24 protein-coding genes and 1 tRNA gene are annotated in these 22,978 nt (G+C 67.3%); 9 read left to right on the forward strand and 16 right to left on the reverse strand.

Features of this window, described 5'->3' with window-relative positions; genetic code table 11:
- Positions 1 to 112: 112 nt before the first annotated feature.
- On the reverse strand, positions 113 to 1,081 hold the full coding sequence (locus tag NE236_RS19360) for an SPFH domain-containing protein (RefSeq protein WP_252843428.1): 969 nt from the start codon (positions 1,079 to 1,081) through the stop codon (positions 113 to 115).
- Between the two features lie 124 nt (positions 1,082 to 1,205).
- Between NE236_RS19360 and bagA the strand changes: the two genes are divergently transcribed.
- A complete protein-coding gene (gene bagA, locus NE236_RS19365; protein ID WP_252843429.1) occupies positions 1,206 to 2,201 on the forward strand; it encodes an ATPase BagA in 996 nt (331 codons plus the stop codon).
- Positions 2,198 to 3,352, forward strand: a complete 1,155-nt coding sequence (bagB, locus tag NE236_RS19370) for an ATPase BagB (protein WP_252843430.1) — start codon at positions 2,198 to 2,200, stop codon at positions 3,350 to 3,352. Before bagA ends, bagB begins: the two co-directional genes overlap by 4 nt.
- A gap of 61 nt (positions 3,353 to 3,413) precedes the next feature.
- On the opposite strand, the gene NE236_RS19375 is transcribed toward bagB, so the two are convergent.
- Complete coding sequence (locus NE236_RS19375; RefSeq protein WP_252843431.1) at positions 3,414 to 3,722, reverse strand: WhiB family transcriptional regulator; 309 nt, start codon at positions 3,720 to 3,722, stop codon at positions 3,414 to 3,416.
- Positions 3,723 to 3,962: 240 nt separating this feature from the next.
- Here NE236_RS19375 and NE236_RS19380 point away from each other — a divergent pair, with 240 nt between their 5' ends.
- Entirely contained in the window at positions 3,963 to 6,245 is a 2,283-nt protein-coding gene (locus tag NE236_RS19380) for a penicillin-binding protein (protein ID WP_252843432.1), read from the forward strand.
- A gap of 192 nt (positions 6,246 to 6,437) precedes the next feature.
- On the opposite strand, the gene NE236_RS19385 is transcribed toward NE236_RS19380, so the two are convergent.
- Positions 6,438 to 6,887, reverse strand: coding sequence for a GatB/YqeY domain-containing protein (locus tag NE236_RS19385; RefSeq protein WP_252843433.1), 450 nt, complete (start codon positions 6,885 to 6,887; stop codon positions 6,438 to 6,440).
- A 66-nt stretch (positions 6,888 to 6,953) separates the two neighbouring features.
- Between NE236_RS19385 and NE236_RS19390 the strand changes: the two genes are divergently transcribed.
- Positions 6,954 to 7,853 (forward strand): metallophosphoesterase, encoded by a 900-nt coding sequence (locus tag NE236_RS19390; protein ID WP_252843434.1) that lies wholly within the window; start codon positions 6,954 to 6,956, stop codon positions 7,851 to 7,853.
- 68 nt (positions 7,854 to 7,921) lie between these two features.
- On the opposite strand, the gene NE236_RS19395 is transcribed toward NE236_RS19390, so the two are convergent.
- Positions 7,922 to 9,046: a hypothetical protein gene (locus NE236_RS19395; protein WP_252843435.1), complete on the reverse strand. Its 1,125-nt coding sequence runs from the start codon at positions 9,044 to 9,046 to the stop codon at positions 7,922 to 7,924.
- 2 nt (positions 9,047 to 9,048) lie between these two features.
- Positions 9,049 to 9,552 carry a SigE family RNA polymerase sigma factor gene (locus NE236_RS19400; protein WP_252843436.1) on the reverse strand — a complete coding sequence of 168 codons (504 nt, stop codon included), beginning with the start codon at positions 9,550 to 9,552 and terminating at the stop codon, positions 9,049 to 9,051.
- Positions 9,553 to 9,705: 153 nt separating this feature from the next.
- Here NE236_RS19400 and NE236_RS19405 point away from each other — a divergent pair.
- Positions 9,706 to 9,782, forward strand: a tRNA-Pro gene (locus NE236_RS19405).
- Positions 9,783 to 10,303: 521 nt separating this feature from the next.
- Here the strand turns inward: NE236_RS19405 and NE236_RS19410 are convergent.
- The 6 genes from NE236_RS19410 to NE236_RS19435 form a co-directional block, all read right to left on the reverse strand.
- Entirely contained in the window at positions 10,304 to 10,525 is a 222-nt protein-coding gene (locus NE236_RS19410) for a hypothetical protein (protein WP_252843437.1), read from the reverse strand.
- A 155-nt stretch (positions 10,526 to 10,680) separates the two neighbouring features.
- Positions 10,681 to 11,541, reverse strand: a complete 861-nt coding sequence (locus NE236_RS19415) for an aminoglycoside phosphotransferase (RefSeq protein ID WP_252843438.1) — start codon at positions 11,539 to 11,541, stop codon at positions 10,681 to 10,683.
- Positions 11,538 to 12,290, reverse strand: coding sequence for an AAA family ATPase (locus tag NE236_RS19420; RefSeq protein WP_252843439.1), 753 nt, complete (start codon positions 12,288 to 12,290; stop codon positions 11,538 to 11,540). The genes NE236_RS19415 and NE236_RS19420 overlap by 4 nt, the downstream gene beginning before the upstream one ends.
- A gap of 36 nt (positions 12,291 to 12,326) precedes the next feature.
- Positions 12,327 to 12,578, reverse strand: a complete 252-nt coding sequence (locus tag NE236_RS19425; RefSeq protein ID WP_252843440.1) for a hypothetical protein — start codon at positions 12,576 to 12,578, stop codon at positions 12,327 to 12,329.
- Positions 12,529 to 12,795 carry a hypothetical protein gene (locus NE236_RS19430; RefSeq protein WP_252843729.1) on the reverse strand — a complete coding sequence of 89 codons (267 nt, stop codon included), beginning with the start codon at positions 12,793 to 12,795 and terminating at the stop codon, positions 12,529 to 12,531. The genes NE236_RS19425 and NE236_RS19430 overlap by 50 nt, the downstream gene beginning before the upstream one ends.
- A 70-nt stretch (positions 12,796 to 12,865) precedes the next feature.
- A complete protein-coding gene (locus NE236_RS19435) occupies positions 12,866 to 13,213 on the reverse strand; it encodes a radical SAM protein (protein ID WP_308209121.1) in 348 nt (115 codons plus the stop codon).
- Between the two features lie 572 nt (positions 13,214 to 13,785).
- Here NE236_RS19435 and NE236_RS19440 point away from each other — a divergent pair.
- The 3 genes from NE236_RS19440 to NE236_RS19450 all read left to right on the forward strand — a co-directional run bounded on the left by NE236_RS19440 (position 13,786) and on the right by NE236_RS19450 (position 15,864).
- Positions 13,786 to 14,076 (forward strand): hypothetical protein, encoded by a 291-nt coding sequence (locus tag NE236_RS19440; RefSeq protein WP_252843441.1) that lies wholly within the window; start codon positions 13,786 to 13,788, stop codon positions 14,074 to 14,076.
- Positions 14,073 to 14,828 (forward strand): SDR family NAD(P)-dependent oxidoreductase, encoded by a 756-nt coding sequence (locus tag NE236_RS19445; protein WP_252843442.1) that lies wholly within the window; start codon positions 14,073 to 14,075, stop codon positions 14,826 to 14,828. The genes NE236_RS19440 and NE236_RS19445 overlap by 4 nt, the downstream gene beginning before the upstream one ends.
- A gap of 157 nt (positions 14,829 to 14,985) precedes the next feature.
- Positions 14,986 to 15,864 carry an ABC transporter substrate-binding protein gene (locus tag NE236_RS19450; RefSeq protein ID WP_252843443.1) on the forward strand — a complete coding sequence of 293 codons (879 nt, stop codon included), beginning with the start codon at positions 14,986 to 14,988 and terminating at the stop codon, positions 15,862 to 15,864.
- 499 nt (positions 15,865 to 16,363) lie between these two features.
- Here NE236_RS19450 and NE236_RS19455 read toward each other — a convergent pair whose 3' ends face one another.
- The 3 genes from NE236_RS19455 to NE236_RS19465 are packed head-to-tail and all read right to left on the reverse strand — an operon-like array spanning position 16,364 to position 19,315.
- A complete protein-coding gene (locus tag NE236_RS19455) occupies positions 16,364 to 18,106 on the reverse strand; it encodes an ABC-three component system protein (RefSeq protein ID WP_252843444.1) in 1,743 nt (580 codons plus the stop codon).
- Positions 18,096 to 18,362 (reverse strand): ABC-three component system middle component 6, encoded by a 267-nt coding sequence (locus NE236_RS19460; protein WP_252843445.1) that lies wholly within the window; start codon positions 18,360 to 18,362, stop codon positions 18,096 to 18,098. The genes NE236_RS19455 and NE236_RS19460 overlap by 11 nt, the downstream gene beginning before the upstream one ends.
- On the reverse strand, positions 18,359 to 19,315 hold the full coding sequence (locus NE236_RS19465) for an ABC-three component system protein (protein ID WP_252843446.1): 957 nt from the start codon (positions 19,313 to 19,315) through the stop codon (positions 18,359 to 18,361). Before NE236_RS19465 ends, NE236_RS19460 begins: the two co-directional genes overlap by 4 nt.
- 485 nt (positions 19,316 to 19,800) lie before the next feature.
- Here NE236_RS19465 and NE236_RS19470 point away from each other — a divergent pair, with 485 nt between their 5' ends.
- On the forward strand, positions 19,801 to 21,276 hold the full coding sequence (locus NE236_RS19470; protein WP_252843447.1) for an APC family permease: 1,476 nt from the start codon (positions 19,801 to 19,803) through the stop codon (positions 21,274 to 21,276).
- Between the two features lie 179 nt (positions 21,277 to 21,455).
- Here NE236_RS19470 and NE236_RS19475 read toward each other — a convergent pair whose 3' ends face one another.
- The gene (locus NE236_RS19475) at positions 21,456 to 22,004 is read right to left on the reverse strand and encodes a hypothetical protein (protein ID WP_252843448.1); all 549 of its coding nucleotides are present in this window, start codon (positions 22,002 to 22,004) and stop codon (positions 21,456 to 21,458) included.
- Positions 22,005 to 22,097: 93 nt separating this feature from the next.
- Positions 22,098 to 22,976: a carbonic anhydrase gene (locus NE236_RS44540; RefSeq protein WP_252843449.1), complete on the reverse strand. Its 879-nt coding sequence runs from the start codon at positions 22,974 to 22,976 to the stop codon at positions 22,098 to 22,100.
- Positions 22,977 to 22,978: the final 2 nt, after the last annotated feature.

A 22,978-nucleotide genomic window follows, 5' to 3' on the forward strand; every position in this document is an offset into this window, starting at 1 on the left:
TGATGGAAGACGCACTGCGGTGGCTGGCCTAGTGGCGCGCCCATTCGCCGACGCTGCGCGGGCGGCTCCTCGTGTCGTACGCGCGCGGGGGTTCGGATGCGGGCTCTAGGGCCTAACGCTGCGCGGGCGGCTCCTCCTGGTGGACGGGCGGCGCGATGCCCGGCTGTTCCGCCCCCTCCATGCCGGACATGGGCGGCACCTTGTCGGCGGAGTCGATCGACGCCGGCTCGCCGGCCTGGGCCAGCTCCGCTTCGGCCTTGGCGAGGCGCTCGGCCAGGTCGGCCCGGGCAGGCGTGCCTTCGCGGGACGTCTGGTCCCCGCCCGCCGCGCGGTCGAAGAAGCGCAGCAGTTCCACGGGGAACGGCATGACGAGGGTGCTGTTCTTCTCGGCGGCGACCTCGACGACCGTCTGCAGCAGTCGCAGCTGGAGGGAGGCGGGGTCCTGCGCCATGACCTCGGCCGCGGCCGCCAGCCGCTTGGACGCCTGGAACTCACCATCGGCCGCGATGATGCGGGCCCGCCGCTCCCGCTCCGCCTCGGCCTGGCGCGCCATCGACCGCTTCATGCCCTCCGGCAGCGAGACGTCCTTGATCTCAACCCGCTCGATCTTGACACCCCAGGGGGCCTCGGTCATGCCGTCCATGATCTGGCGCAGCTCGGCGTTGATCGACTCGCGGTCGGACAGCAGCTGCTGCATGTCGGCCCGGCCGATGACCGCACGCAGGGACGTCTGGGCCACCTGTGAGATCGCCCAGTTGTAGTTCTGCACGTTGACGATGGCCTTCACCGGGTCGATCACCCGGAAGTAGACGACGGCGTCGACGCGGACGCTGACGTTGTCCTGGCTGATGCCCTCCTGGGCGGGCACGCCCATGGCGACCGTCTGCATGTTGACCTTCGTCATCCGGTCGACCACGGGGAAGATCAGCGTCAGGCCCGGCGGCCGGAACTGCGGTTGTACCTGGCCGAGGCGGAAGACCACGCCGCGCTCGACCTGCTGAACGACCTTGATCGACGACAGGATGACGAGCAGAACCAGGAATCCTATGAGTCCTAGTAGTACGAATGCCGCTTCAGCCACGGCGCTCACCTTTCTGTCGGCCGATTCCCTCATGTCCGACACTAGTCGCCGGATCCGCTGAGGTGTCAGATGTCACTTGCAGGTGCCGCGAACGCGTCGGCGAGCGGACGATAACCTCACAAGGGTGAGCGGGAGAGACACCGATTGGGACGGTGTACGGCTACACGTCGTCACCGGCAAGGGCGGTACCGGCAAGACCACGGTGGCCGCCTCTCTCGCGTTGGCCCTGGCCGCCGGCGGCCGGAAGGTCCTGCTCACCGAGGTCGAGGGCCGTCAGGGGATCGCCCAGCTGTTCGACTGCCCGCCGCTGCCGTACGAGGAGCGCAAGGTCGCGGTCGCGCCCGACGGCGGGGACGTGTACGCCCTGGCCGTCGACCCCGAAGAGGCCATGCTCGAGTACCTCGAGATGTTCTACAACCTCAAACGGGCGGGCAAGGCCCTCACCAAGCTCGGCCTCATCGACTTCGCGACCACCATCGCGCCGGGCCTGCGCGACGTCCTGCTCACCGGCAAGGCCAGCGAGGCCGTGCGCCGCCGCGACAAGGGCGGGCGGTTCGTGTACGACGCGGTGGTGATGGACGCCCCGCCGACCGGCCGCATCGGCCGGTTCCTCAACGTCAACGCCGAGGTCGCGGGGCTGGCGAAGGTCGGCCCGATCCGCAACCACGCCGACACCGTGATGAAGGTGATCCGCAGCCCGGAGACGGCGGTGCACTTCGTCACGCTCCTGGAGGAGATGCCGGTCCAGGAGACCCTGGACGGGATCGCGGAGCTGCGGGAGACCGGCCTGCCCGTCGGCGGCCTGGTGATCAACATGGTGCGCCCGCCGCTGCTGCCCGAGGACGACCTCACCCTGGCCGCCCGTGACGAGCTCGACGTCGAGGCGATCCGGATGGGCATCAAGGCGGCCGGCATCGAGGACCGCACCGCCGAGATCGCCGACGCGCTCGCCGTCGAGGCCGCCGACCACGCGCGGCGCACCGCCCTGCAGGAGCGCGAGAAGGCCCGGCTCGCCGAGGCTCACGTGCCGGAGTACGACCTACCGCTGCTCGGCGACGGCATGGACCTCGCCGGGCTGTACGAGCTCGCCGCCGACCTGAGGAATCAAGGAGCAGCGTGAGCCCCGCACCCGAGAAGACCTCACCGGCCTTCTGCGTCGACGACCTGATCGACGACCCCGACACGAAGATCATCGTCTGCTGCGGGTCCGGGGGTGTGGGCAAGACCACGACCGCCGCCGCCGTGGGCGTCCGCGCCGCCGAACGCGGCCGGGACGTCGTCGTCCTCACCGTCGACCCCGCCCGCCGGCTCGCCCAGGCGCTGGGTCTCACCGAGCTGGACAACACCCCGCGCCTCGTCGAAGGGGTCGACGGCGAGCTGTACGCGATGATGCTGGACATGAAGCGCACCTTCGACGAGATCGTCGAGGCGCACGCCGATCCCGAACGCGCACGGCAGATCCTGGCCAACCCCTTCTACCAGTCGCTGTCGTCCAGCCTGTCGGGCACGCAGGAGTACATGGCGATGGAGAAGCTGGGCCAGCTGCACCGGTCCGGCGACTGGGACCTCATCATCGTCGACACACCGCCCTCCCGGTCTGCGCTGGACTTCCTCGACGCTCCGGAGCGCATGGGCCGGTTCCTCGACGGCCGCCTCATCAAGATCCTGATGGCCCCGGCCAAGGCGGGCGGGCGGTTCGGGCTGAAGGTCGTGACCGCGGGCTTCAGCATGTTCACGAACGCCATCACGAAGGTGCTCGGCGGGCAGCTGCTGAAGGACGTCCAGACGTTCGTGCTGGCCTTCGACACGATGTTCGGCGGCTTCCGCGAGCGGGCCGAGCAGACCTACCGGCTGCTGCAGGCGCCCGGCACGGCGTTCCTCGTCGTCGCGGCCCCGGAGCCGGACGCGCTGCGCGAGGCGTCCTACTTCATCGAGCGTCTCGCCGAGGAGCGCATGCCGCTGGCCGGGCTGGTGGTCAACCGCGTCCACCGGTCGGACGCCTCCGAGCTGTCGGCCGTACGCAGCCAGGCCGCCGCGGAGACGCTGGAGGATCGCGGCACGCACCCGCTCGCCGCCGCGCTGCTGCGCCTGCACGCCGAACGGATGCAGGTGACCGCGCGCGAGACGCGGCTGCAAGAGAGCTTCACCTCATCGCACCCGACCGTGCCCAAGGCCACGGTCACGGCCATGGCCGAAGACGTCCACGACCTCGAGGGTCTTCGGTGCATCGCACGGGAGCTCACAGGCGTGCCGGAGGAACCAGCCGCCTGAGGGCCGCACCCGTGCGATGAGCCTGGCCGACCGGGTGCGGCCAGGCCGGGGATCCAGCCGGTCAGCTCGCGACGAGCTCCTCGTCCGGGTCCTGCGACTGCTCGTACTGCTCCTTGGCGGTCTCCAGAAGCTCTCGCCACGATGAGACGTCCGGGCGCCGGCGGAGCAGCGCACGGCGCTCGCGCTCCGTCATGCCGCCCCAGACGCCGAACTCGATGCGGTTGTCGAGAGCGTCGGCGAGACACTCGGTGCGCACTGGGCAGCCGCGGCAGATCAGCTTCGCCCTGTTCTGTGCCGCTCCCTGCACGAACAACGCGTCGGGATCCGCGTTACGGCAGGCGGCGCGGGCGGTCCAATCAGTGATCCACATCTTGGGCCCCACTCCCCTTGGGTCGGTTGTCGTTTGCGAGCCCCGGCCGGACGGGCGCGGACGTCAGGCCGCCATACGAAAGCCGTGGGGAGAAACTTACGGAAGAGTGCGGCGCTTCAACAGCCCCCGATGGGTCCATTCTTGAAATAGCCCCTCTGGGCCATAGGACGGCAACGAACTAGTCATCCAACTCAGGGAGGTGCCCCATATGCACCTCTCGTCCCGCGTAACCTATGTCGCGTGACAGGTGAGAAAGCAGATCAGGAACACGCCATCATCAAGCTGCTACGTCTCCTGGGGGCAGCGATCGTGGCCGGACTCCTGGTCGGGCTCATCGCCCTGCCGGCCGTCGGCAGCGCGGGCATGGCGACCCGGGACGCGGCCGACAGCTTCAAGAACCTCCCGGACGACTTCAACATCCAGCCGCCGCCGGAGCGGACCACGGTCTACTCCGCGGACGGCCAGGAGATCGCGGTGTTCTACCACCACAACCGCGAGTCCGTACGCCTCGACCAGGTCGCGCCGATCATGCAGAAGGCGGTCGTCGCGATCGAGGACTCCCGCTTCTACCAGCACGGTCCCCTCGACATGAAGGGCTCCGCCCGCGCACTGGTGACCAACGCGCAGGAGGGCGGCGTCAAGCAGGGCGGCTCCACGCTCACCCAGCAGTACGTCAAGAACCTGTTGGTCGAGAGCGCGGACACCGAGGCCGAGGCGAACGCCGCGAAGGCCGCCAACTTCGGGCGGAAGCTGCGCGAGCTGCGCTACGCCGTGAACATCGAGAAGCGGCTCACCAAGGACCAGATCCTTCAGGGCTACCTCAACATCGCCTACTTCGGCGCCGGCGCGTACGGCGTCGAGGCGGCCGCCCAGCGCTACTTCAGCAAGGACGCGTCCAAGCTGACCCTTCCCGAGGCGGCGCTGATGGCGGGCATCACGAACAGCCCGAGCTACTACGACCCGACGATCTACCCGGACCACGCACTGCAGCGGCGGAACACCGTGCTGTACCGCATGGCCGAGCTGAAGATCATCACCAAACAGCAGGCCGACCAGGCCGCCGCCTCGAAGATCAAGCTGCACCCCAAGATGCCGAAGAGCGACTGCGTCGATAGCAAGGTGCCGTTCTTCTGCCAGTACCTCAAGAACGAGATCCTCGGCAACACCGCGTTCGGCAAGACCGAGAAGGACCGCGAGCGGTTGCTGTACCGCGGCGGCCTGACGATCCGCACCACGATCGACATGCACGCGCAGAAGGCCGCGCAGAACGCACTCAGCCGGCGTCCCAACCACAGCAGGACCGCCACCGAGGCCATGGTCAAGCCCGGAACCGGTGAGATCAAGGCCATGGTCGTCAGCCGGACGTACGGCGCGAACATCAAGAAGGGCCAGACCCAGCTGAACCTCGCCGCCGACTACGCGCACGGCGGCAACCTCGGCTACTCCGCCGGGTCGACGTTCAAGATCTTCACCCTGGCGGCCGCCCTCGACAAGGGCATCGACGTGGGCCGCTCGTTCCCGGCGCCCGAAAGCACGACGGTGTCGGGCTACCGCGACTGCAAGGGCAACGGCTCCGCCCCCTGGCCCGTCCAGAACGCCGAGAAGTCCAAGGGCAAGAGCGCCAACCTGCAGAGCGGGACGTGGGAGTCGATCAACACCTTCTACGCCTTCCTGGAGAAGGAGGTCGGGCTCTGCGACGCCGTGAAGATGGCGCAGAACTTCGGCATGAAGCGGGCCGACGGCAAGCCGCTCCAGCAGAACCCCGCCCAGGTCCTCGGCACCAACGAGATCGACGTCACCCACCTCGCCGCCGCCTACGCCGGGTTCGCCGCGCGCGGGGAGTACTGCACGCCGATCGCCATCACCGACGTGACCGACTCGACGGGCAAGAAGATCCGGGTGCCGAAGTCCAAGTGCTCCAAGGCGGTCGACACCGAGACCGCCGACGAGGTCACGAAGATCCTGCAGGGCGTCCTCACCAGGGGCACCGCGAGGGGGATGGGCCTCGGCCGGCCCGCCGCGGGCAAGACCGGCACCTGTGAGAGCTTCACCTGCGCCGTCTTCGCCGGCTACACCCCCGACCTCGCGGCCGCCGTCTGGTTCGGCGACCCGGAGGCACCCTGGGGGAACCGCAACTACGGCACCTACGGCCGGGACGTCGCGCCGATCTGGCGGGCCTCGATGGAGGGCGCGCTGCAGGGCGTGAAGGCCTCGTCGTTCCACACGCCGGTGAACGACTTCGGGAACCTCGACCAGAAGGCGGTCCCCAACGTCCAGGGCATGCAGGTCCAGCAGGCCAAGAAGCGCGTCGAGGGCGCCGGGTTCAGCGTGCAGATCTCCCCGCGCGCGATCGACTCGAACCAGCCCGCGGGCACCGTCGCCTACACCTCGCCGAACGGTGGCAGCCAGGTCGACCAGGACACCACCGTCATGCTCTTCGTGAGCAACGGCAGCGGCGCGGTCGGCGGCCGGGGCAAGGGCCACGGCAAGCCCGGCAAGGGCAACTGGCCGTTCGGCAACTGACCCGCCCGAACGACGGAAGGTCCCCGCACACGGCTCCGGCCGCGTGCGGGGACCTTTTCCGTATCCGCCATGCGTTCCCGTCCGCGCAGACGTCACCGAGCCCCCTGCGGGAGACCTGGCCGAGTGTCAGGCGGACGTCACCGGCGGACGTCGCCGGAGCCGTCGGCTCGCCGGGTCGGCCCGGCGGCCGCGTCAGCCGGCGAGCTGGCGCTTGACCTCTCCCGACACCCGCTTACCGTCGGCGCGGCCGGCGACCTTCGGCGTCACTTCCTTCATCACCTGGCCCATGGCCCGGGGACCCTCGGCGCCCGTCTCGGCGATCGTCGCGCGGACGAGCTCGGCCAGCTCCTCATCGGACAGCTGGGCCGGGAGGTAGTCCTCCAGGACGACGCCCTCCGCCTGCTCCGCCTCCGCCTGCTGGGTACGGCCCGCATCGGCGAACGCCTCGGCCGCCTCACGACGCTTCTTGGCCTCCCGCTGCAACACCTTGACGACGTCGTCGTCGGAGAGCTCGCGCGCCCGCTTGCCCGCGACCTCCTCGTTGGTGACGGCCGTCAGCGCCATGCGGAGCGTACGGGTGCGCACCTCATCGCGTGCCTTCATCGCGGCCGACAGGTCGGCCTGCAGCTTCTCCTTCAACATGAGGACAATCTTGCCCTGCTCCCGGGGTTCGACGCCCGGCAATAAACGGGGCGTCGTTCTGGCACGATGGGGAGTGTGCGAAAGAGATACGCGGTCCCCCTGGGCGTCCTCGGCACCGGGGTCGCCGGAGTCGGTTACGCCTCGCTGATCGAGCGAAACTGGTTCCACCTCCGCCGCTACGACGTTCCGGTGCTCGCGCCCGGCCAGCGGCCGATCAAGATCCTGCACATCTCCGACACGCACCTGACGCCGGGCCGCCGCCGGATGATCAAGTGGGTCAGCGCGCTCGACGCCCTCGAGCCCGACCTGGTCGTCAACACCGGCGACTCGATCGCGCACCGCGACGCCATCGGCCCGTTCCTCGACCTGCTCGGGCCTCTCCTGGACCGCCCCGGCGTGTTCGTGTACGGCTCGAACGACATGTACTCCCCGGTCCCGAAGAACCCGGCGCGCTACCTCTGGCGCACCAGCAAGACGGACTACAAGAAGCGCACCGTCCCCGACCTGCCGTACCGCGAGCTCGGCGCCGCCATGACCGCCGCCGGCTGGCTCGACCTCAACAACGCCACCGGCACGATCAAGGCGGGCGACGCCGAGATCTGGTTCGGCGGCATCAACGACTCCCACATCCGCAAGGACCGGTACGACGACATCGCCGGCCCCGCCAAGGGCCCGCTCAGCATCGGCGTCACGCACTCGCCCGAGCCGCGCAACCTCGACCGGTTCGCCGCCGACGGCTACCAGCTGCTGCTGGCCGGACACACGCACGGCGGCCAGCTGTGCGTGCCGCTCTACGGTGCGCTGGTCACCAACTGCGGCATCGAGCGCGCCCGCGTGAAGGGCCTGCACCGGCACGGCTCCGCCTGGCTGCACGTCTCCGCGGGCCTCGGCACCTCGCCGTTCGCCCCGGTGCGCTTCTGCTGCCCGCCGGAGGCCTCCCTGCTGACGCTCGTCCCGTCCGCCTGAGCCGTACGGCGCTGATCCCTGGCGAACACCGCCCCTGATGAGGAGCGGTATCCGTCAGGGATCGCCGTTCAGCCCACCGGCCTCGTCGTCCAGGCCGCACGGTCGGGGCCCAGCAACCGGAGGCCGCGCAACACCCGCAGCGGGACACCGTTCCCTGCCTTGAACGCGTTGATCCTCACCTGGAAACCGTGGACTCCGATGACCCGCAGCGCCTCCCAGCCGTCGCCGCTCTTTTTCCAGAACGCCGGGTGGCCGTCGACGGTGGTGTTCAGCGGCCCGTCCTCATCGGCCGGATCGACCGCTGCCACGGGCGAGACCTCGACCCTGATGCTCATCGGCGTGTGCTTGTCGTCCGGATAACCGCGGGTTGGCGGCCCATCGGCGTCCGCGGACAGGTCGAGTGAGGTCCGCCATTTCACTCCCGTAGAGAAACTCCGATCGTCGGTCGTTTCGATGACGTGAAGGCCCGGCGGGACGTACGTCAGCCGGAACGGCTTGCTCACCGGCGCGGTCTCACCGACCCGCAGGTTATCGGCGATCCGGAGATAGACACCCTGGTTCGCCAGGCCCGCGTCAGGCTCGATCTTCGCGACCGCCCAGGCTCCCGCCGCGTACTGCCAGCGGAGTTCCACAGGAGTGCTGCGGCAGTGGCTGCCGGCGAGGTCTCGCGCGTAGACCCACTGCGTCGGCCGGCCACCGATCCTCGGCGTATCGCCGACCTGGTCCCCATGTGGGCATTTGTTGTCAATGTCGCGGGCCATACGCGTGACGACCTCGGAGTCGATCCGCTGGCCGACCGGGAAGAGCGTCACACCGACCTGGGGGAAGAAGAACTCGTACGGTCTGCCGTTGGGGGTACCCGCCACCAAGGACATGTATCTGGTCCCGACGTAGACGGATCGCTCGGTCATGCCCTTGGGAACCCAGCCGAAGTCCGCAGAGCGCACCAGCGGGTCGAACCGCGCGCCGGTGGGCGTCATTACCGGGGCGGACGCCTTACGGCCGGTAGCCATGACGCTCATCCCGCCCACGATCAGGCCGGCGGTGGCGAAGACGGCCCCTATCTGCAGCAGCGACCGCGTTCGCCGCGCCCGGTGCCCATTCCGTACCGCACGTGCCACGTCGATCGTGGATGCGGGCTGCGGCTCTTGGGTCATCTCCGTGATCAACGTCTTGATCTCATGCTCATTCATCGTCACGCTCCCTCCTCACGTACGGACGCGGGCTCGAGGATCCGTCGCAGCGCGGCGAGCCCACGAGACGTCTGGCTCTTGACGTTTCCGGACGAACATCCGAGGATCTCGGCGGTCTGGTCGACGGTGAGGTCGCAGTAGAAGCGCAACACCAGCGTCGCCCGCTGCCGCGCCGGAACGGCCGTCAGCGCCCGCCGTACGTCCAGCCCCGCGTCGACGTCCGAAGCGGCCGCCACCGGCTCGGGGGTGCGCTCCACCACGCTGACCCGGGACCGCCAACCGGTTCGCTGCTCGCCGAGGAACTGCCGCACGAGCATGGTCCTCACATAGGCGTCCAGGTTGTCCGCCGCCCGCGCCCGCCGCCACTTCACGTACAGCCGGGTGATCGTCGCCTGGACGAGGTCGTCGGCCCGATGCCAGTCGGCGCACAGCAGATACGCCGTCCGCCGCAGCCGGGGCAACAGCTCTTGGATGCGCGCGGTGTACTCGTCGTCCGCGCGGCTCACGTCCTTTGCTCCATGCCCGATAGATGGGACCCGGCTCCCGTACGGTTGCACACGATCACGATCGACGGGTCGGCGGAATACTGTGGCGCGGGCACCGTTGATAGTCCGCTAGACTCGTCGAGGCGCAGGCGTTGCAAGGCGACCTGTGACCACCGGGGTGTAGCGCAGCTTGGTAGCGCGCTTCGTTCGGGACGAAGAGGTCGTGGGTTCGAATCCCGCCACCCCGACCAGCTCAGAGGCCCTGTACCGCGACGGTACAGGGCCTCTGTCTATGCTCGGCCGTCTATCGACTCTGGCTAGGTGGCTAGGAACCACTCCGACCGGTCCTCCCGGCCGCACCACTAGCGCTCTGCAGCGAGGGCGCGGAGATCGCCTCTCATTCCAAGTCGGGCCACGACCCGCGCGGTCGGGCCGCCGGTCGTGCTGGTTGCCGAAGCAGGCGGAGCACGGACTGTCCTCTGCGGTTCTGCGGCAAAAGCCACAGATCAACACACAGCGCAAAGGACCGAATATGCCGAATGCTCCAAGCGGACCGGCGGACCCTCCCTCTGGACCGCCCGGGAAGAGCCCGAGCGGCGGGTCGGGAACCTCCCCGGGCCGGAAGGGCGGACACGGACCCACCGGAACCTCGGGAGCCGGGCCGGGCAAGCCGCGTGGCCATTAAATAAGCGCGAGGCGCTAGCCCAGCACTGACAACGATGCCCGGTGGGGATGGGTCAACGCCACCTCACCGGGTTCTCCAGCCACATTACTATTCTGACGCGCGCCACACGTTGGCGGCGGCGAGGTCGACGGCGCTCCACGCAAGCCCGATCACCTCACCCTTGCGGAGGCCGAGGCCGAGGACGAGGATCAGGACGTACGCCGCGTGGAGCGGGTCACCATCGCGCTTGGCCGGCTCCAGGAACTTCCTCGCCTCGTCGACCGTCCAGGGCTTCACCTCGCGCTTGCGCGGCTTGGAGATCTTAAGCATGCCCGCCAGCGAAGAGCAGTAGACGACACGAAGCCGCCCCGCCCTCCCGACCGAGGAGAGCGGGGCGGCTTCATGCTGTCTGGGATCCGCGCTGCACCAAACGCGTATCCGTCGCCGAGGGTCAGCGCGGTCGACGAACATGCCGATGATGGTATCTACCTGGAAGAACGTGACCGTCCCACGCCTTCTTCGGTGAGCAATGCGTGGGCGTGATGGTGCAGTGGGATGACGAGGTCGAGGTAGTCACCGCGGTCGGCCCGCATGAGCATGTTGGTGATCACGAACAGCTGCGTCCGCCGACCGTCGGGGGTGTCGAGCAGGTAGGCGAAGGTGTCGTGCATGGTCTGGGCGATGCCGGGCTGCAGGAGGCTGTGGCAGTGCAGCGTGGCGGCGTCGTAGCCGTAGGGGGCTCGTCCCCACATCTCCCAGTCCAGCACGGCGAGCTCGGGGGCAGTCAGATTGGCCCAATGCAGGTCGGCGTGTGCGGTCGTCCACCGGTCGATCCGCGTGTCGATCTGGTCACCGAAGAAGATCCGCAGCCGGGTGGAGACGCGGTCCTGGTCGATTGCGCGCCGGTTGGTGGGGACGTCGGCGAGGTGATCGAGTCCGTCGCGGAGGGCATGCCACCAAGACGGCGGCAGGTCGATGCCATGGTGGAGCTCGGGTGTCGGTGAGCAGGGGCGGCCGGCGATGTAAGTCATGACTTCCGCGCGGAGCGCCTGCCCGTCGTCGGCCCATTCCCGCGCGTCGATGACGCGGGGCTTGGCGATGCCGGTGATGGCGGCCGCGTCCCGGTTGCCGGTCCACCAGTCGTCGCCCGTCCAGGACAGGTGTTCGGCCACCACGCGCAGCCAGCGGCGCACGCCGCCGGCGAGCGGGACGACGGCCGCGCTGATGCTGCGGTCCCTCCATCCGAAGACCGGCGCGCCGATCAGTTCCAGGCCGAACAGCCGTGCCGCGTGGTCTAGGGCGTCTCGCATCCACGCTCGGTGGTTCTCGTCGGCGAGTTCGGTCATCGCCGGATGTCCTCGTCATTGGTGATGTGCCGCAGGTACAGGTCGGGTTTGGCCATGAACCGTCGCCAGTGGTCGACGAGCTGCAGCTGGTCCCAGGCGGTTCGACGGAGGCCGTGGTCGCCGAGCTCAAGGATGTCCGCGCCGGGCAGCGCGGTCAGGATCGGCGAGTGGGTGGCGCAGATGATCTGGCCGCCGATCGTGGCCAGGTGGTCCATCAAGGCGACCAGGCGCAGGCAGGAGGTGAAGGACAAAGCGGCCTCGGGCTCGTCCATCAGGTACAGGCCCGGGTCGTTGAACATGGCCTCCAGCACGGTGAAGAACCCCTCGCCGTGGCTTTGCTCGGTGAGGGGTTCGTCCCAGAAGCCGTACATCCCCGAGACGTTCTGGCCGAGGTTGAACAGGGTCTCGGCGCGGAAGAAGAAGCCCTTGCGGCGGCGCCGTGGCCCGAGGGTCAGCGCCCGCCCTTCGACGGTCAGGTCGGCCTGGAGGACTTCGCCGAGCGGCGTCAGTGTGGTCGTGCTCGCGTATTTCGTGCCGCCCTTACCGCCGTGGGAGGGGATCTTGCAGGCGTCGGCGATGGCTTCGACGATCGTGGATTTGCCGGATCCGTTCTCCCCGACGAGGAATGTCACCGGCCGGTGAAACTCCAGCCCGTGATCACCCATCGCTGCCACGGCGGGGATCGAGTACGGCCACCGCGTACGGTTCACCGTCTCGGGCGCCTGGAGGTGAAGGCGTTGGACGATCACGGGCTGGGTCCTTCTATCGGTCGGCTGGGAGGCCGCTTACCGGGGGCGACACGGTTTCGGACGGTAGTCCGGGACGCAGCCGCCCACGGGACGGCAGTCGCCCTTCGGCCGGCACGCCGGGCTGCAGCTCGGTCCGCACTGCGGGTCGCACATCTTCGGGACGCATGGCATCTCGATCGGCGTGAACTGTGCTTGCAGGTATTCGGTGACCGACGCCATCCGCGGGCCGGTCATGATGTCATGCAGCGCGCTGGTGTGGATGTTGCCGATCGGCAGCCAGCGTGCCATCACGCATGGCCACACAGTACCGTCCGGGGCGATCGCAAGGTTCCCGCAGCTGGTCGACCCCTTGCGGGCGATCCCGGGCACCCCGGCCGATCTGTCGTAGCCCGTCGTAGCCGATGTCGGTGACGCCGATATCGGTGAGCATCGCCTTCGCCTGGCTGGTGCGCTGGCCGTCACGGACGCCGACGATTCCAACCCGCAGCGGGATGGAGCGGCGCACAGCCTCGGCGATGTTCGCGCGGGTGCGCGCGTGGCTGGGCCGCCGCGTGATCGCGGCATGCTCGCCGGGATCACGCGGCGTACCAGGAGGTGGCCAGCCGTACGCCGGGTCGGGTGAAGGTCTTCCACAGCTCCGGGCTGACGTGGACGAGGTTGGTGAAGATCTCGATCTCCAGTCCGCGGGCCAGACCGTGGCCGACGAGCTCAGGAAGGGCAGGATGCAGGGTGGGTTCCCCGCCGATGAACTGGACCAGCTGAACGCCGATCCTGGCCGCCTCCTCGAGGACACGACGCCAGTCCGGCGTGGTCATCGTGCCATGCGTACCGTCCGGACCCGATTCGGCGTAGCAGTGCGTGCACTGCAGTTGGCATTGACCTGTGATTTCTAACCACATGAACCGCATCTGCTGCTGATGCATCTCGATGTTCCTTTCCAATGTGGATGAAAGCGAGTATCGATTTGACGACTGCGCGCGGGGTAGAGGGCAGGGCCCCAGGGCGGCTTCCTCTCCGCACCCAGGGCCGCTGCGGTCAAACCGTTCCGGCGTTCAGCTTCCGCAGCCGGTGCGCCGCCATTCCGGCGAACGGCCGCGTCGAGCAGGTGGGCGGCATGCCCGAGGTTGATCTGTACGGCCACGCCGTCCTCTGTGGCCTGGAGGGCGTGTGATCCGGTCGCGTCGATCGCGGCAATCGCCAGCTTCGCGAGGTCCTCGCCGTGCTCCGCCATGTGCAATAGGTAGGTCGCGAGCGGGCCGATGTCAGCGGGGCCGACGCCGTCGGACGCGCAGCCTGCTGACCGCGGTGCTCGATCGGCAGTTCGCGGCGGTGGAGCGTACGCTGGAAGTGGCGGCCGAGGACGCATAAGGGCAGCCGTTCGGTGTGCGGGTACACCGGTTCCTGATCGCGGCGGGCAGTGAGCTCGGGCGGATCGGCGCGGCTCAGCTCGCGACCCGGCGGGGCGAGGCGATGCTGCGCCAGTACGTGGAGCAGCGTGTGGACGCGGTACCGGCGGCTCGACGAGCTGTTCCGGGACGGGCACCGGCGGGGACTGCTGCCGGCGCCGCCCGAACTGCTGAGCGAGATCACCCGCGGCGCGTTGGAGTGGCTGCTCACCTCGCAGTCGCCGCGCGAACCCGACTGGACCGGGGCCGATCTGCTGCGGGCGACCGGCGACACCGTGCTCTACGGGGCGATCCGCTCAGCACACCCCGGCATCGACGGTGAACGGCTCCGGGCGGTCATCCCGACGGCCCGCGGGAATGAGCAGGAGGTGGTCCCGTGACTGGGACAACCGGCAGGGTGGCATTGGTGACAGGGGCCAGCAGCGGAATCGGTGCGGCCACCGCGCGCCTTCTGGCCACGCGAGGGATGCGCGTGGTGGTCAACTATCTCCGCAGCGGCACGGCGGCCGAGGAGGTCGTGGCCGGCATCGAGGCCGCAGGCGGCCAGGCCATGGCCGTGCAGGCCGACGTGCGCGAGGCAGCGGCGGTCGAGAGCATGATCGAGCAGGTCCGGGCTGCATGGGGTGGCATCGACGTGCTCGTGCACAACGCGCTCACCCCGTATGTGATCAAGCCGTTCCAGGACATGACGTGGGAAGAACTGGGCGGCAAGCTCGACGACGAGATGCGTGCGGCGTTCGCGGTCACCAAAGCCGTCCTGCCCGCCATGGCCGAACAGGGCTGGGGACGCATCATCTATCTCGGTACCGGCCTCAGCCACCAGCCCCGGGAGGGCATGATCGCACTGGGCACGGCCAAGGCCGCACTTGTGCAGTTCGCCCGGTACCTCGCCCAGGAACTGGGCCCGCGGGGCATCACGGTCAACGTCGTCGAGCCCGGCCCGGTGGAGGACACCCGCATGGCGGCTGTGTTCGACGAGGAGCACAAGCAGCGGCAGGTGGCCGCTACCCCCCTGGGCCGCCTGGCACACCCGGGCGACGTCGCCCAAGCGGTCGCCTTCTACGCCAGCGAGGACAACGCCTTCATGACCGGCACCACGGCCGCGGTCAACGGCGGGATGTCCATGTACTGACGCCCCGCTGTCCTGCGCACACGGGGCCATACCGTCCCGGTCCGGCCGACGGCCGGACCACATCCGGCACACCGTCACCTCGGCATCATGGGCCGCAGCTGCCGGGCCCACGGCACGCGCGGGCGCATGGCGGTGGACACGATCAAGGAAAACGTTCATGTACACGATCGATCTCGCCTACGTCGGGCGGGGCCTGCACGAGGAAATCGTCGCCTACATCGCCGACCAGCAGGACTACTACGCCGACGAGGGCGTCCACGTCGCGCTGCGCGACGGCTGCACCTGGGACGAGGAGCGGCTGCGCCACGGCGCCACCATCGGACTCGGCCGGGCACTGCTGTCCCGACTGGCCGATGACACCCCCTGGGTCGCACTCAATGTCAACACCCACCGCCCGCTGTTCTGGTTCCTCGCCCGCCCCGGCCTGACCTCGCTGGCCGACTTGGCCGGCCGACGGCTGGCGGTACACGCCCCCCACACCGCACCCGGGTGCTTCACCCGGATCGTGCTGCGCCGGGTCGGCCTCGACCCGGACCGAGACGTCCACACCATCGTCCGCCCGCCCGGCGACTACGGCATGGACCTGCGCGGGCTGCACGACGGCAGGATCGACGCCGCCCTGGTCGGCAGCACCATGGCACCGGAGGCGATAGCCGCCGAGCACGGCTGGCAGGTGCTGGCCTGGGTCGGCGACCACTTCCAGATCCCCACCGTAGGCGTGGCCGTCGACCCCACCTACGTCCACCCGGACGACCCCGCCGTCCAGGCCGTCGTACGAGCCCACCGGCGCGCCCTGCAGGTGATCCACAACGAACCCGACACCACGGTGCGGCACATCCAGACGTTCCTCGGCCGACACACCACAGAAGAAGCCCGAGCCCACTACGAGACGTTCATCGCACCGTACTTCACCACCGACGGCCAAGCCGACCTCACCGTCGGCGCCACCGCGATCACCGCGGTCGCCGCCGAACTCGGCGTCCCCGTCAGCGTCACCGCAGCCGAGTTCTACCGCACCGCGACCACCACGCCCTAAGCCCGGCGACACCGGCGCTGCCGAAACGCAGGCAGTACCTCACGACCGCCCACGCAGAGACCGCCCCGCCGGGGGATCAGGTGGCCGATTCTGCCCTGGTGCCGTGTTCTGGACGAAGAGGTCGTGGGTTCAAATCCCGCCAACCCAACCAAGGTCAAGGGCCACTTCCGATCACGGAGTGCCCTTTTCAATGCCGTACGGCGCGAACTACAGAAACACCTGGCGAAACGCGTACACCACGTCCGTGGACGCAGTCGAAGTGTTGCTGGAGCACTCGTGCGATCTTCGCTTGTCTACACAACATCCGACGATAAGGATAGATCAGCTGAGCCGTAGGGACAGCGGGGCTCATTCCGGCGACGGACGCACAAGACAATCGCCGTGGGTGGTCGCCGGCCGCCGTGGTTGGAGCGATCGCTGCCTTGAGGCTCCCGGTACTCAGGCCTGCGACAATCGCCGGTCGCCCAGGCATACTCTGCCGGTGGTTGACTGGCTTGATCTAAAATCGGAAACCAAAGAGGCCCCCGTCGAGCTGGTCTGTAAGGAGCGGTTCGATCACGTAGGGACTGGAATCGAAGCCCTTATCCTCAGCTTTACGTAGGTCATCGGAGTTCATCGTGACGATGTACTGCATACCCTCGTCTCGCATAACGTCTGCGGCGAGTTGCAGAGCGGCGGCGATTTGGCGCTCGTCAACTCCGTCGTAGAGGTGGCTGTCGTGAACGAGGAAATCCGGGCCACGGCCGTTGCGGTGAGCGATCACCGCAGTCGTGAGATCGAAGCAGAAGATAACCATGTTGTGGATGCCGCGGCTTCCGTCTGCGTCGATCTTGGCTTCGATGTCGAGGCGTTGTTTGCGAGCCTCGAACGTCAGGTAGGGGTTGTGGGATGGGCCGTACAGTTGACGAGCGAAGATGTTGAACAGGCGGCTGGCATCGGAGGTGATCTCTGATCGATCGTCTAGGTCGTCGGCCATTACCGATTCCAGGGCCAATCGTCGGCTTTCGATCTCGCGTCGGCTGGCCTCCAAGGTCTGTGCGGCTTGGAAGCGGTTCCTCAAGGCTTCTAGTGTTGCCTGTTCTCTCGCGAGGACGGATTGGAGCGAGGTTAGGGCGTCGAGCGCGCCGCCTTCATTCAAAGTTTGCAGAAGTGAGGCGAGGCGTTGCCCAAGGCCTTCGCGTTCGCGTTCACGTTCGGCCAGTCGCCGTTCGACGCGGTCGGTTTCTTCTCTGAGTTGCTTTTCGCGGTTGCGAACGACGGTCTGATGGAAGGCACGCACTTCGTCAAACCGATGCCTTACCTCGCCGCCCAGGACAACGTTAAGCTGCTGAAATGCCTGTTCGAGATAGTGGTCGTCGGGTTCTGCAGCGTCGGTTGTCGCGCGCCGCATCTGCTGGAGGTTGTGGCGTTCGACTTCGTCAAGGTCGCGGAGTTCGCGGATTTGGCGGTCGAGCGCATCGGCTTCGCGGCGGAGGTCCTCATAGCCCGGCACAACCTGAAACTGCTCGATTTGCCGACGGAGTTCGGTGATGCGTTGTTCGACAGCACTAATCTCGCCGCGAAGCTCAGCCGAGCGGCCGACGATCTTGCCCCACACAGGGTCTTTGGCAGCCTCAACGAGTTTCCTACGGGTCGCGTCCTGTTGGGATAGAGTCCGATATTCGATGGCAAGACCGACGTCGAGGCCGAACAGGTAGCTAAGGCAGATCATTGCCTCGTGGGGTGATTGCCCAGAGAAGGTGCTCGTAGGATTTAGGAAACCGCCCGCGTCGACGCGGCGGATCGCAAATGACGTCAAGGTTCGGCCGCTGACCGGTGACTCCGGTGAGGGCACCCGGTAGAGATCCCGTGCGATGGTCCACTGCCAGTCTTTGAGGGTGATCTCCGCTGCGAACTGCTCGCCGAACAGACCAGTGTCCGCGCGCCGTGACACGTCGGGCTGAAGGTAGACCTTCGATGAGGCTGGCCGACGTTCAATCGTGATGGGTTCGCTCTGCCCAGGCCAGTCCATGACCAACCGGAAACGATGGTTGGCGAGAGCCTCATGGCTCCATAGCGATTTCTTCTGGGTGTTGGCTCCCAGGAGGTAGTGCAGGAGCTCGACCATACTCGACTTGCCGGCGCCGTTGCGGCTATCGGTGTCGGCGGAGCGGTGGGTGCGGTCGGCGACAAGGAGATTCAGGCCCGCTCGGAACCGGAGGGTCTTGAACCGCTCGTCGTCGGCCCCGAGGCTACGTAGCATCTGGCCGAGGGCGGAACATCAGGAGCTCGTTGCGGTCGTCCAAGTCGACCAAGCCCATGGCGTACAGCACGTCGAGCGCCAATGCGAACCACCAGAAAGACACGGGCGCTTGATGGTTGTGTTCCTCTCGCCAGGTCAGTAGCCGCCGCCAGGCCTGTGTGACGGTGACGGGCTGCGTACCCGTGGCGAGGATGATCTGCGCCCCCACAGCGAGCAGCGCTCGTTGGGGCGCGACCCCCTTCGTGGGAACGATCATGGACTCACTCTCGACTCAGGCACGGTGGGGACGGACGGGGGCGGCACTTTGAAGATGTCACACTCCCCAAAGAAGTACATCAGGACCACGAGCGCGTTCAAGGACGCAGCGAAGCCCTTCGCCTCGTTGCCGAGAATGTGGAAGACCAGATCCTCCAGGATCTGATCCGGGTCGTCGTGGAGGTCTGCCAGCATCAGGTAGTACTCACGGAACCCTGCCGCAACATCGTCGCGCTCGACCGGATCGACGACGTTGGCGTAGTAGGTCTCGACACACGGCACGTAGGCCATCGCGTGGGTCATCTGGGTCATAGCGTCCGGCGAGAACGCATTGAACTCCATCTTCTGATGGGACGGCACGGGGATCGGCCCGAGCCCGAAGTGTGGCTTGCGCTCCTTGGCCAGGTGTTCCAGCAAAGGCCGCACGTCTCGCAACGCGACGCCGGTAACGACCTTCTTTGCAGGGAATTGGCACCCCAGCAGGTCTTCGATCTGGTGTCGTTCGAGTCTGAAGATCTCGTAGAGGAAGCGTCGATAACCGAAGTTCGCGAAGGCGAGATCGGGAAAGGACTTCTTGGCCTCAGTCAGGGCAATTGAGACAATTGGGTCCATACCGCGCCGGTCGGAGTGTACAAAGGTGAAGATATCGAAGGCGCCAGGACGCTGCCGCAGAGCGCTGGCCAAGTCCCCGTTTATCTTCTTGGTCACCTCCCTTTCATCGACGGTCTGCGGCCCGTAGCAGGCGAACAGATTTCGATCGTCGATCATCAGCCCGTCCGCTCCACGATCTCCGAGACTGCCGCGAGTGCGGACATCGAAGAATCCGGGGTCGCGCTGGCACATGAGGTCCAGGAAGAACTCCTCTAAGCCCTCGCCGTGTAGAGAGTTGAGCTTCGCGCTGAGCATGTCCCGGACGAGCAGGCGCTCCCAGAGCTCTAGAGCATGGGTTTGCATACGAACGGTTCCCCCAGGATGACCATGATGAGGCTTCGGCGTCTATCGTATCGAGACGACCCATCTCGTAGAGGCCGATCGTGCCCTCGATGATGCGCTCCGAGGCTTGATGTTGCCTCCACTCATCTCGGAACGAAGGGTTACTTTCGGCTACAGATCGGAAGGTCCCGGGTCGCTGGCCTGCCCTGTGCTCCGGGTCAGCCTGTTCTCGGATTCCCTGCGCGTCCCGTCTGACGACAGTTGTGACGACAACGACGACATCCAATGGCACGTGATTTCAGCCATCAAGAACTGTCCGTCCACGATCCGCCGGCGCTTGGCGCGACGCAGGTCGGCAACCGAGACGCGGTGGTTACGGCCGACCTTGGTGACCTTGCAGGGGAAGCCGCCCTTGCGGCGAGGGCCCACGCACCAGACAGATCCCAAAGCGCACAAGGAGCCCGTTGGTAGAGTTGGTGCAGCCCCCCCACCTAGGGAAAGGCGGGGTGGCTGAGGTGAGGGAAGCTGCGGCGGGTGGGCAGGCCGGCGAGAGTTCCGTCGATCTCGGGGGCTACCAGCAAGAGCTGAAACGGACGCTCGGCTCCTTTCAGGTGTTCGCGATCTCGTTCGCGTTCATCTCGGTGGCGGTCGGCATCTTCTCGACATATGACGACGTGCTCCGTAACGCAGGGCCGGTCGGGATCTGGCTTTGGGTCATCGCGGCGGTAGGGCAGGTCCTGGTGGCGTTGGTGGTCGCGCAGTTCGCGGCCCGCATCCCGCTCAGCGGGTCCTCCTATCAATGGGCCTCGCGACTGACCAACCCGAAGATCGGCTGGGGGTTCGGTTGGCTGACCTTCTGCTATCTGGCGATCGCCGTGGTGGCGGTCGACAATGCGCTTGCGAGCCAGGCATTCATGCCGCTCGCCGGCATCAAGCCGGATGAGGGCACCGCGCGCCTGATCACGCTCGTGGTGCTGCTCATCCAGGCCTTGCTCGCAGTGGCCTCGACCCGCATCGTCAGCATGATCAACGGGAGCGCGGTGGGGCTCGAACTGGTGCTCGTCGTGGTGGTGTCGATCGCGCTCATCATCGCTGTGGCGATCACGGGCAACGGCGCAGTCGACAACCTCACCTCGCGCGGTGTCACCGAGAACGCCCACGGCTATTTCGCCGTCGGCGGCGGGTTGATGCTCGCGATGATCGCGGGCCTCGCTACGCTTGTCGGCTTCGACGCCGCGGCGAACCTGGCCGAGGAGGCCAAGGATCCCTATCGCAGCGTCCCGCGCGCGATCGTGGGGTCGGTCGTGGCGGCCGGACTGCTGGGACTGCTGTTCCTGATCTCGCTCACCGTCGCGATCGACGATATCGCCCGGATCAGCGCGAGCGGTGCGCCGGTCGCCGCGATCATGCGCGATCAGCTCGGTCCGGTGATGGAGAGGACGCTGCTGGTCGCGATCACGTTCGCGTTCTTCGGCGCCGGGATGGTGATAATGGCCGCGTGCTCGCGGATCGTGTTCGCGATGTCACGCGACTCACGCTTCCCTGCCCACCGGCTGATGCGGCGGGTCGACCCGCGCACGCATACGCCAGTCCCGGCGACGATCCTGATCTTCGTCGTGGGGGGCTTCCTGATGGTCGCGCTGCCGGGTGCCGCACTGCTGGAGCTGATCACAGCCTCGACGATCCTCCCGGCGATCATCTACGGCTTGACGGTTACCCTCTACCTGGCGGTGCGCAGACGACTAGGTCGCAAGAAAGGCGCGTTCGACCTCGGGCGCTTCGAGCTGCCGGTCGCGATCGGCGCGCTGGTGTGGTCAGTCGCCTCACTGTTTTTCCTGGTGACGCCCGCGACGGCGTTCGTCCCCGTCCTGATCGTGGTCGGCTTGCTCCTCGCGGGCGGGCTGTTCCTGCTCGGCCTGCTGATATTCGACCGCGAGGTGCTCGAGACCGAGCCCGGAGACGTAAGCGTCTTCACGCATTGACAGAGAGACCAATCGACCCCGATTCAGCCGTGAAGCGGTCGATTCCCTGTGATCGCTGGTGATTGCCAACGCTGCGAGTACGAGCTTCCGGCGATCTATGCGAGCCGGGCGCCGACCCAGAACGCCCGGGCCCGGTTCGTCCGCCAGGTCCTACACCGGCGCGCGGACATCATGAGTGTTCATGGCCGGTATGCGGGTCCCAGGTTTCCGGCCACTGCGAGCAGCGTGATGCCACAGGTTGCGCGCGCGCCGATCATTGCGATTCCCGAGTAAGTGCCTGTCGGGTCGCCCTTGTGAAAAGCAACCTTGAACTGCAGTGTCTTGGACTTGTGGGCGTACAGGGCTCCGAGGGTGTGGTCCTCGCTGTACCAGTCGTGCTGCGGGCTGGAGTTATTGCGCGACAACCCGAACCGGTGCCAGCTTCCGTGTCCCCACCGCCAACTGACGGTAGGGGTCGGCCCCCAGTGATTGTGATTGGGCGGGACCCCGATGCTGTAGTCGAAGAACAGACCACGGAGTGTGGTGCCGGTCTTGTTGTACAAGGTGGTTCGCACCGTGACGGACTGCCCGGGACGGTGTGCCGTGGGGAATGAGTTGCTCCACGACGCCTTGATCGCTCCCTGGTGGCAGATCGTCGAGGCTTCGGCTGCGGGCATTCCGCTCAGGAAAGTGGTCGCAGCTGGTATCAATACGGCGGCCGCGCTTGCGGCGAGCATGCGTGAGCGCATGGGTCTGCTCCGGGGGAATATGTAGTGAAGGCTTGCCGATTATCTGCAGTGGTGCGGCCGTTGTCCAATGAACCGCTGGTCTGGAATCGGCGCTCAGGCGGGGGCGCCGTTCAGGACTTCGACCTGGCCGGTGTCCAGGGAGTAGTACGCGCTGACCACGGCCAGGGTCCCTTTGCTCACCAACGGCGCGAGGTCGTGATTGCCGCGTAGGGCATCCGCGGTCAGCTTCACCTGGGCTCTGGTCATCGCGTCGACGGGGTCTGCGCTGCGCTCCCTTGCGGCCTGTTCGTATGCCGAGCGCAGAGCCTGCACGATCGCCTGCAGGTTGCCCGGCAGCGGCTTGCCTTCCCGGAGGGACTTGTACGCGGCGGAGACCGCGCCGCACCGTTGGTGACCGAGTACGACGATCAGGGGGGTGCCGCTGGTCATCGGCCCGTACTCGACGGATCCGGTGACCACCGGCCCCACGGCCTGCCCGCCGGTACGCATCACGTACAGATCACCCAACCCCGTGTCGAAGACGAGCTCGGGCGGGACCCGGGAATCGATGCACGACAACACCACTCCGTAGGGTTGCTGCTTGGCAGCCAGCAACTCGCGGCGTGCGGGATCGCGGTCAGGATGCTGAAGTGCGCCGGTCACCCAGCGTCTGTTGCCGTTCATCAGCCGTTCGTAGGCGGCCTTCGGCGAGCCCGGAGACGCTCCTGTCGTAGGCGTGGGCGCCGCCATGTTCACCGCCTCGTCCGACGAGCAACCGGCGAGATACGCCGTGGCAAGGGACACGGAGCCTGCCAGTAGCGTTCGCCGTCCCGGACCGCCGGTTGGAAGGCTCATGATCTGGATCCTTCCCGCTCCGGGCAAGGCCCCGACAATGGAGACGTATGGCGAGGATTTAAGAACTGTCCGTCCATGGCCTGCCGTCTCGGTCCTTTCCCCGTGCGGCACGGGCAGCGGCTTCTCGTCGTCGATCACGT

It is taken from the genome of Actinoallomurus purpureus, from assembly GCF_024055795.1.
GTDB classification, from domain to species: domain Bacteria; phylum Actinomycetota; class Actinomycetes; order Streptosporangiales; family Streptosporangiaceae; genus Actinoallomurus; species Actinoallomurus purpureus.

What these genes read in the sequence shown, in the direction of transcription:
- NE236_RS19375 (WP_252843431.1), bottom strand. Translation starts at nt 3,722, where the DNA reads ATGTGGATCACTGATTGGACCGCCCGCGCCGCCTGCCGTAACGCGGAT.
- NE236_RS19385 (WP_252843433.1), bottom strand. Translation starts at nt 6,887, where the DNA reads ATGTTGAAGGAGAAGCTGCAGGCCGACCTGTCGGCCGCGATGAAGGCA.
- NE236_RS19390 (WP_252843434.1), top strand. Translation starts at nt 6,954, where the DNA reads ATGGGGAGTGTGCGAAAGAGATACGCGGTCCCCCTGGGCGTCCTCGGC.
- NE236_RS19395 (WP_252843435.1), bottom strand. Translation starts at nt 9,046, where the DNA reads ATGAATGAGCATGAGATCAAGACGTTGATCACGGAGATGACCCAAGAG.
- NE236_RS19410 (WP_252843437.1), bottom strand. Translation starts at nt 10,525, where the DNA reads ATGCTTAAGATCTCCAAGCCGCGCAAGCGCGAGGTGAAGCCCTGGACG.
- NE236_RS19415 (WP_252843438.1), bottom strand. Translation starts at nt 11,541, where the DNA reads ATGACCGAACTCGCCGACGAGAACCACCGAGCGTGGATGCGAGACGCC.
- NE236_RS19425 (WP_252843440.1), bottom strand. Translation starts at nt 12,578, where the DNA reads ATGGCACGCTGGCTGCCGATCGGCAACATCCACACCAGCGCGCTGCAT.
- NE236_RS19435 (WP_308209121.1), bottom strand. Translation starts at nt 13,213, where the DNA reads ATGCATCAGCAGCAGATGCGGTTCATGTGGTTAGAAATCACAGGTCAA.
- NE236_RS19450 (WP_252843443.1), top strand. Translation starts at nt 14,986, where the DNA reads ATGTACACGATCGATCTCGCCTACGTCGGGCGGGGCCTGCACGAGGAA.
- NE236_RS19455 (WP_252843444.1), bottom strand. Translation starts at nt 18,106, where the DNA reads ATGCTACGTAGCCTCGGGGCCGACGACGAGCGGTTCAAGACCCTCCGG.
- NE236_RS19460 (WP_252843445.1), bottom strand. Translation starts at nt 18,362, where the DNA reads ATGATCGTTCCCACGAAGGGGGTCGCGCCCCAACGAGCGCTGCTCGCT.
- NE236_RS19465 (WP_252843446.1), bottom strand. Translation starts at nt 19,315, where the DNA reads ATGCAAACCCATGCTCTAGAGCTCTGGGAGCGCCTGCTCGTCCGGGAC.
- NE236_RS19475 (WP_252843448.1), bottom strand. Translation starts at nt 22,004, where the DNA reads ATGCGCTCACGCATGCTCGCCGCAAGCGCGGCCGCCGTATTGATACCA.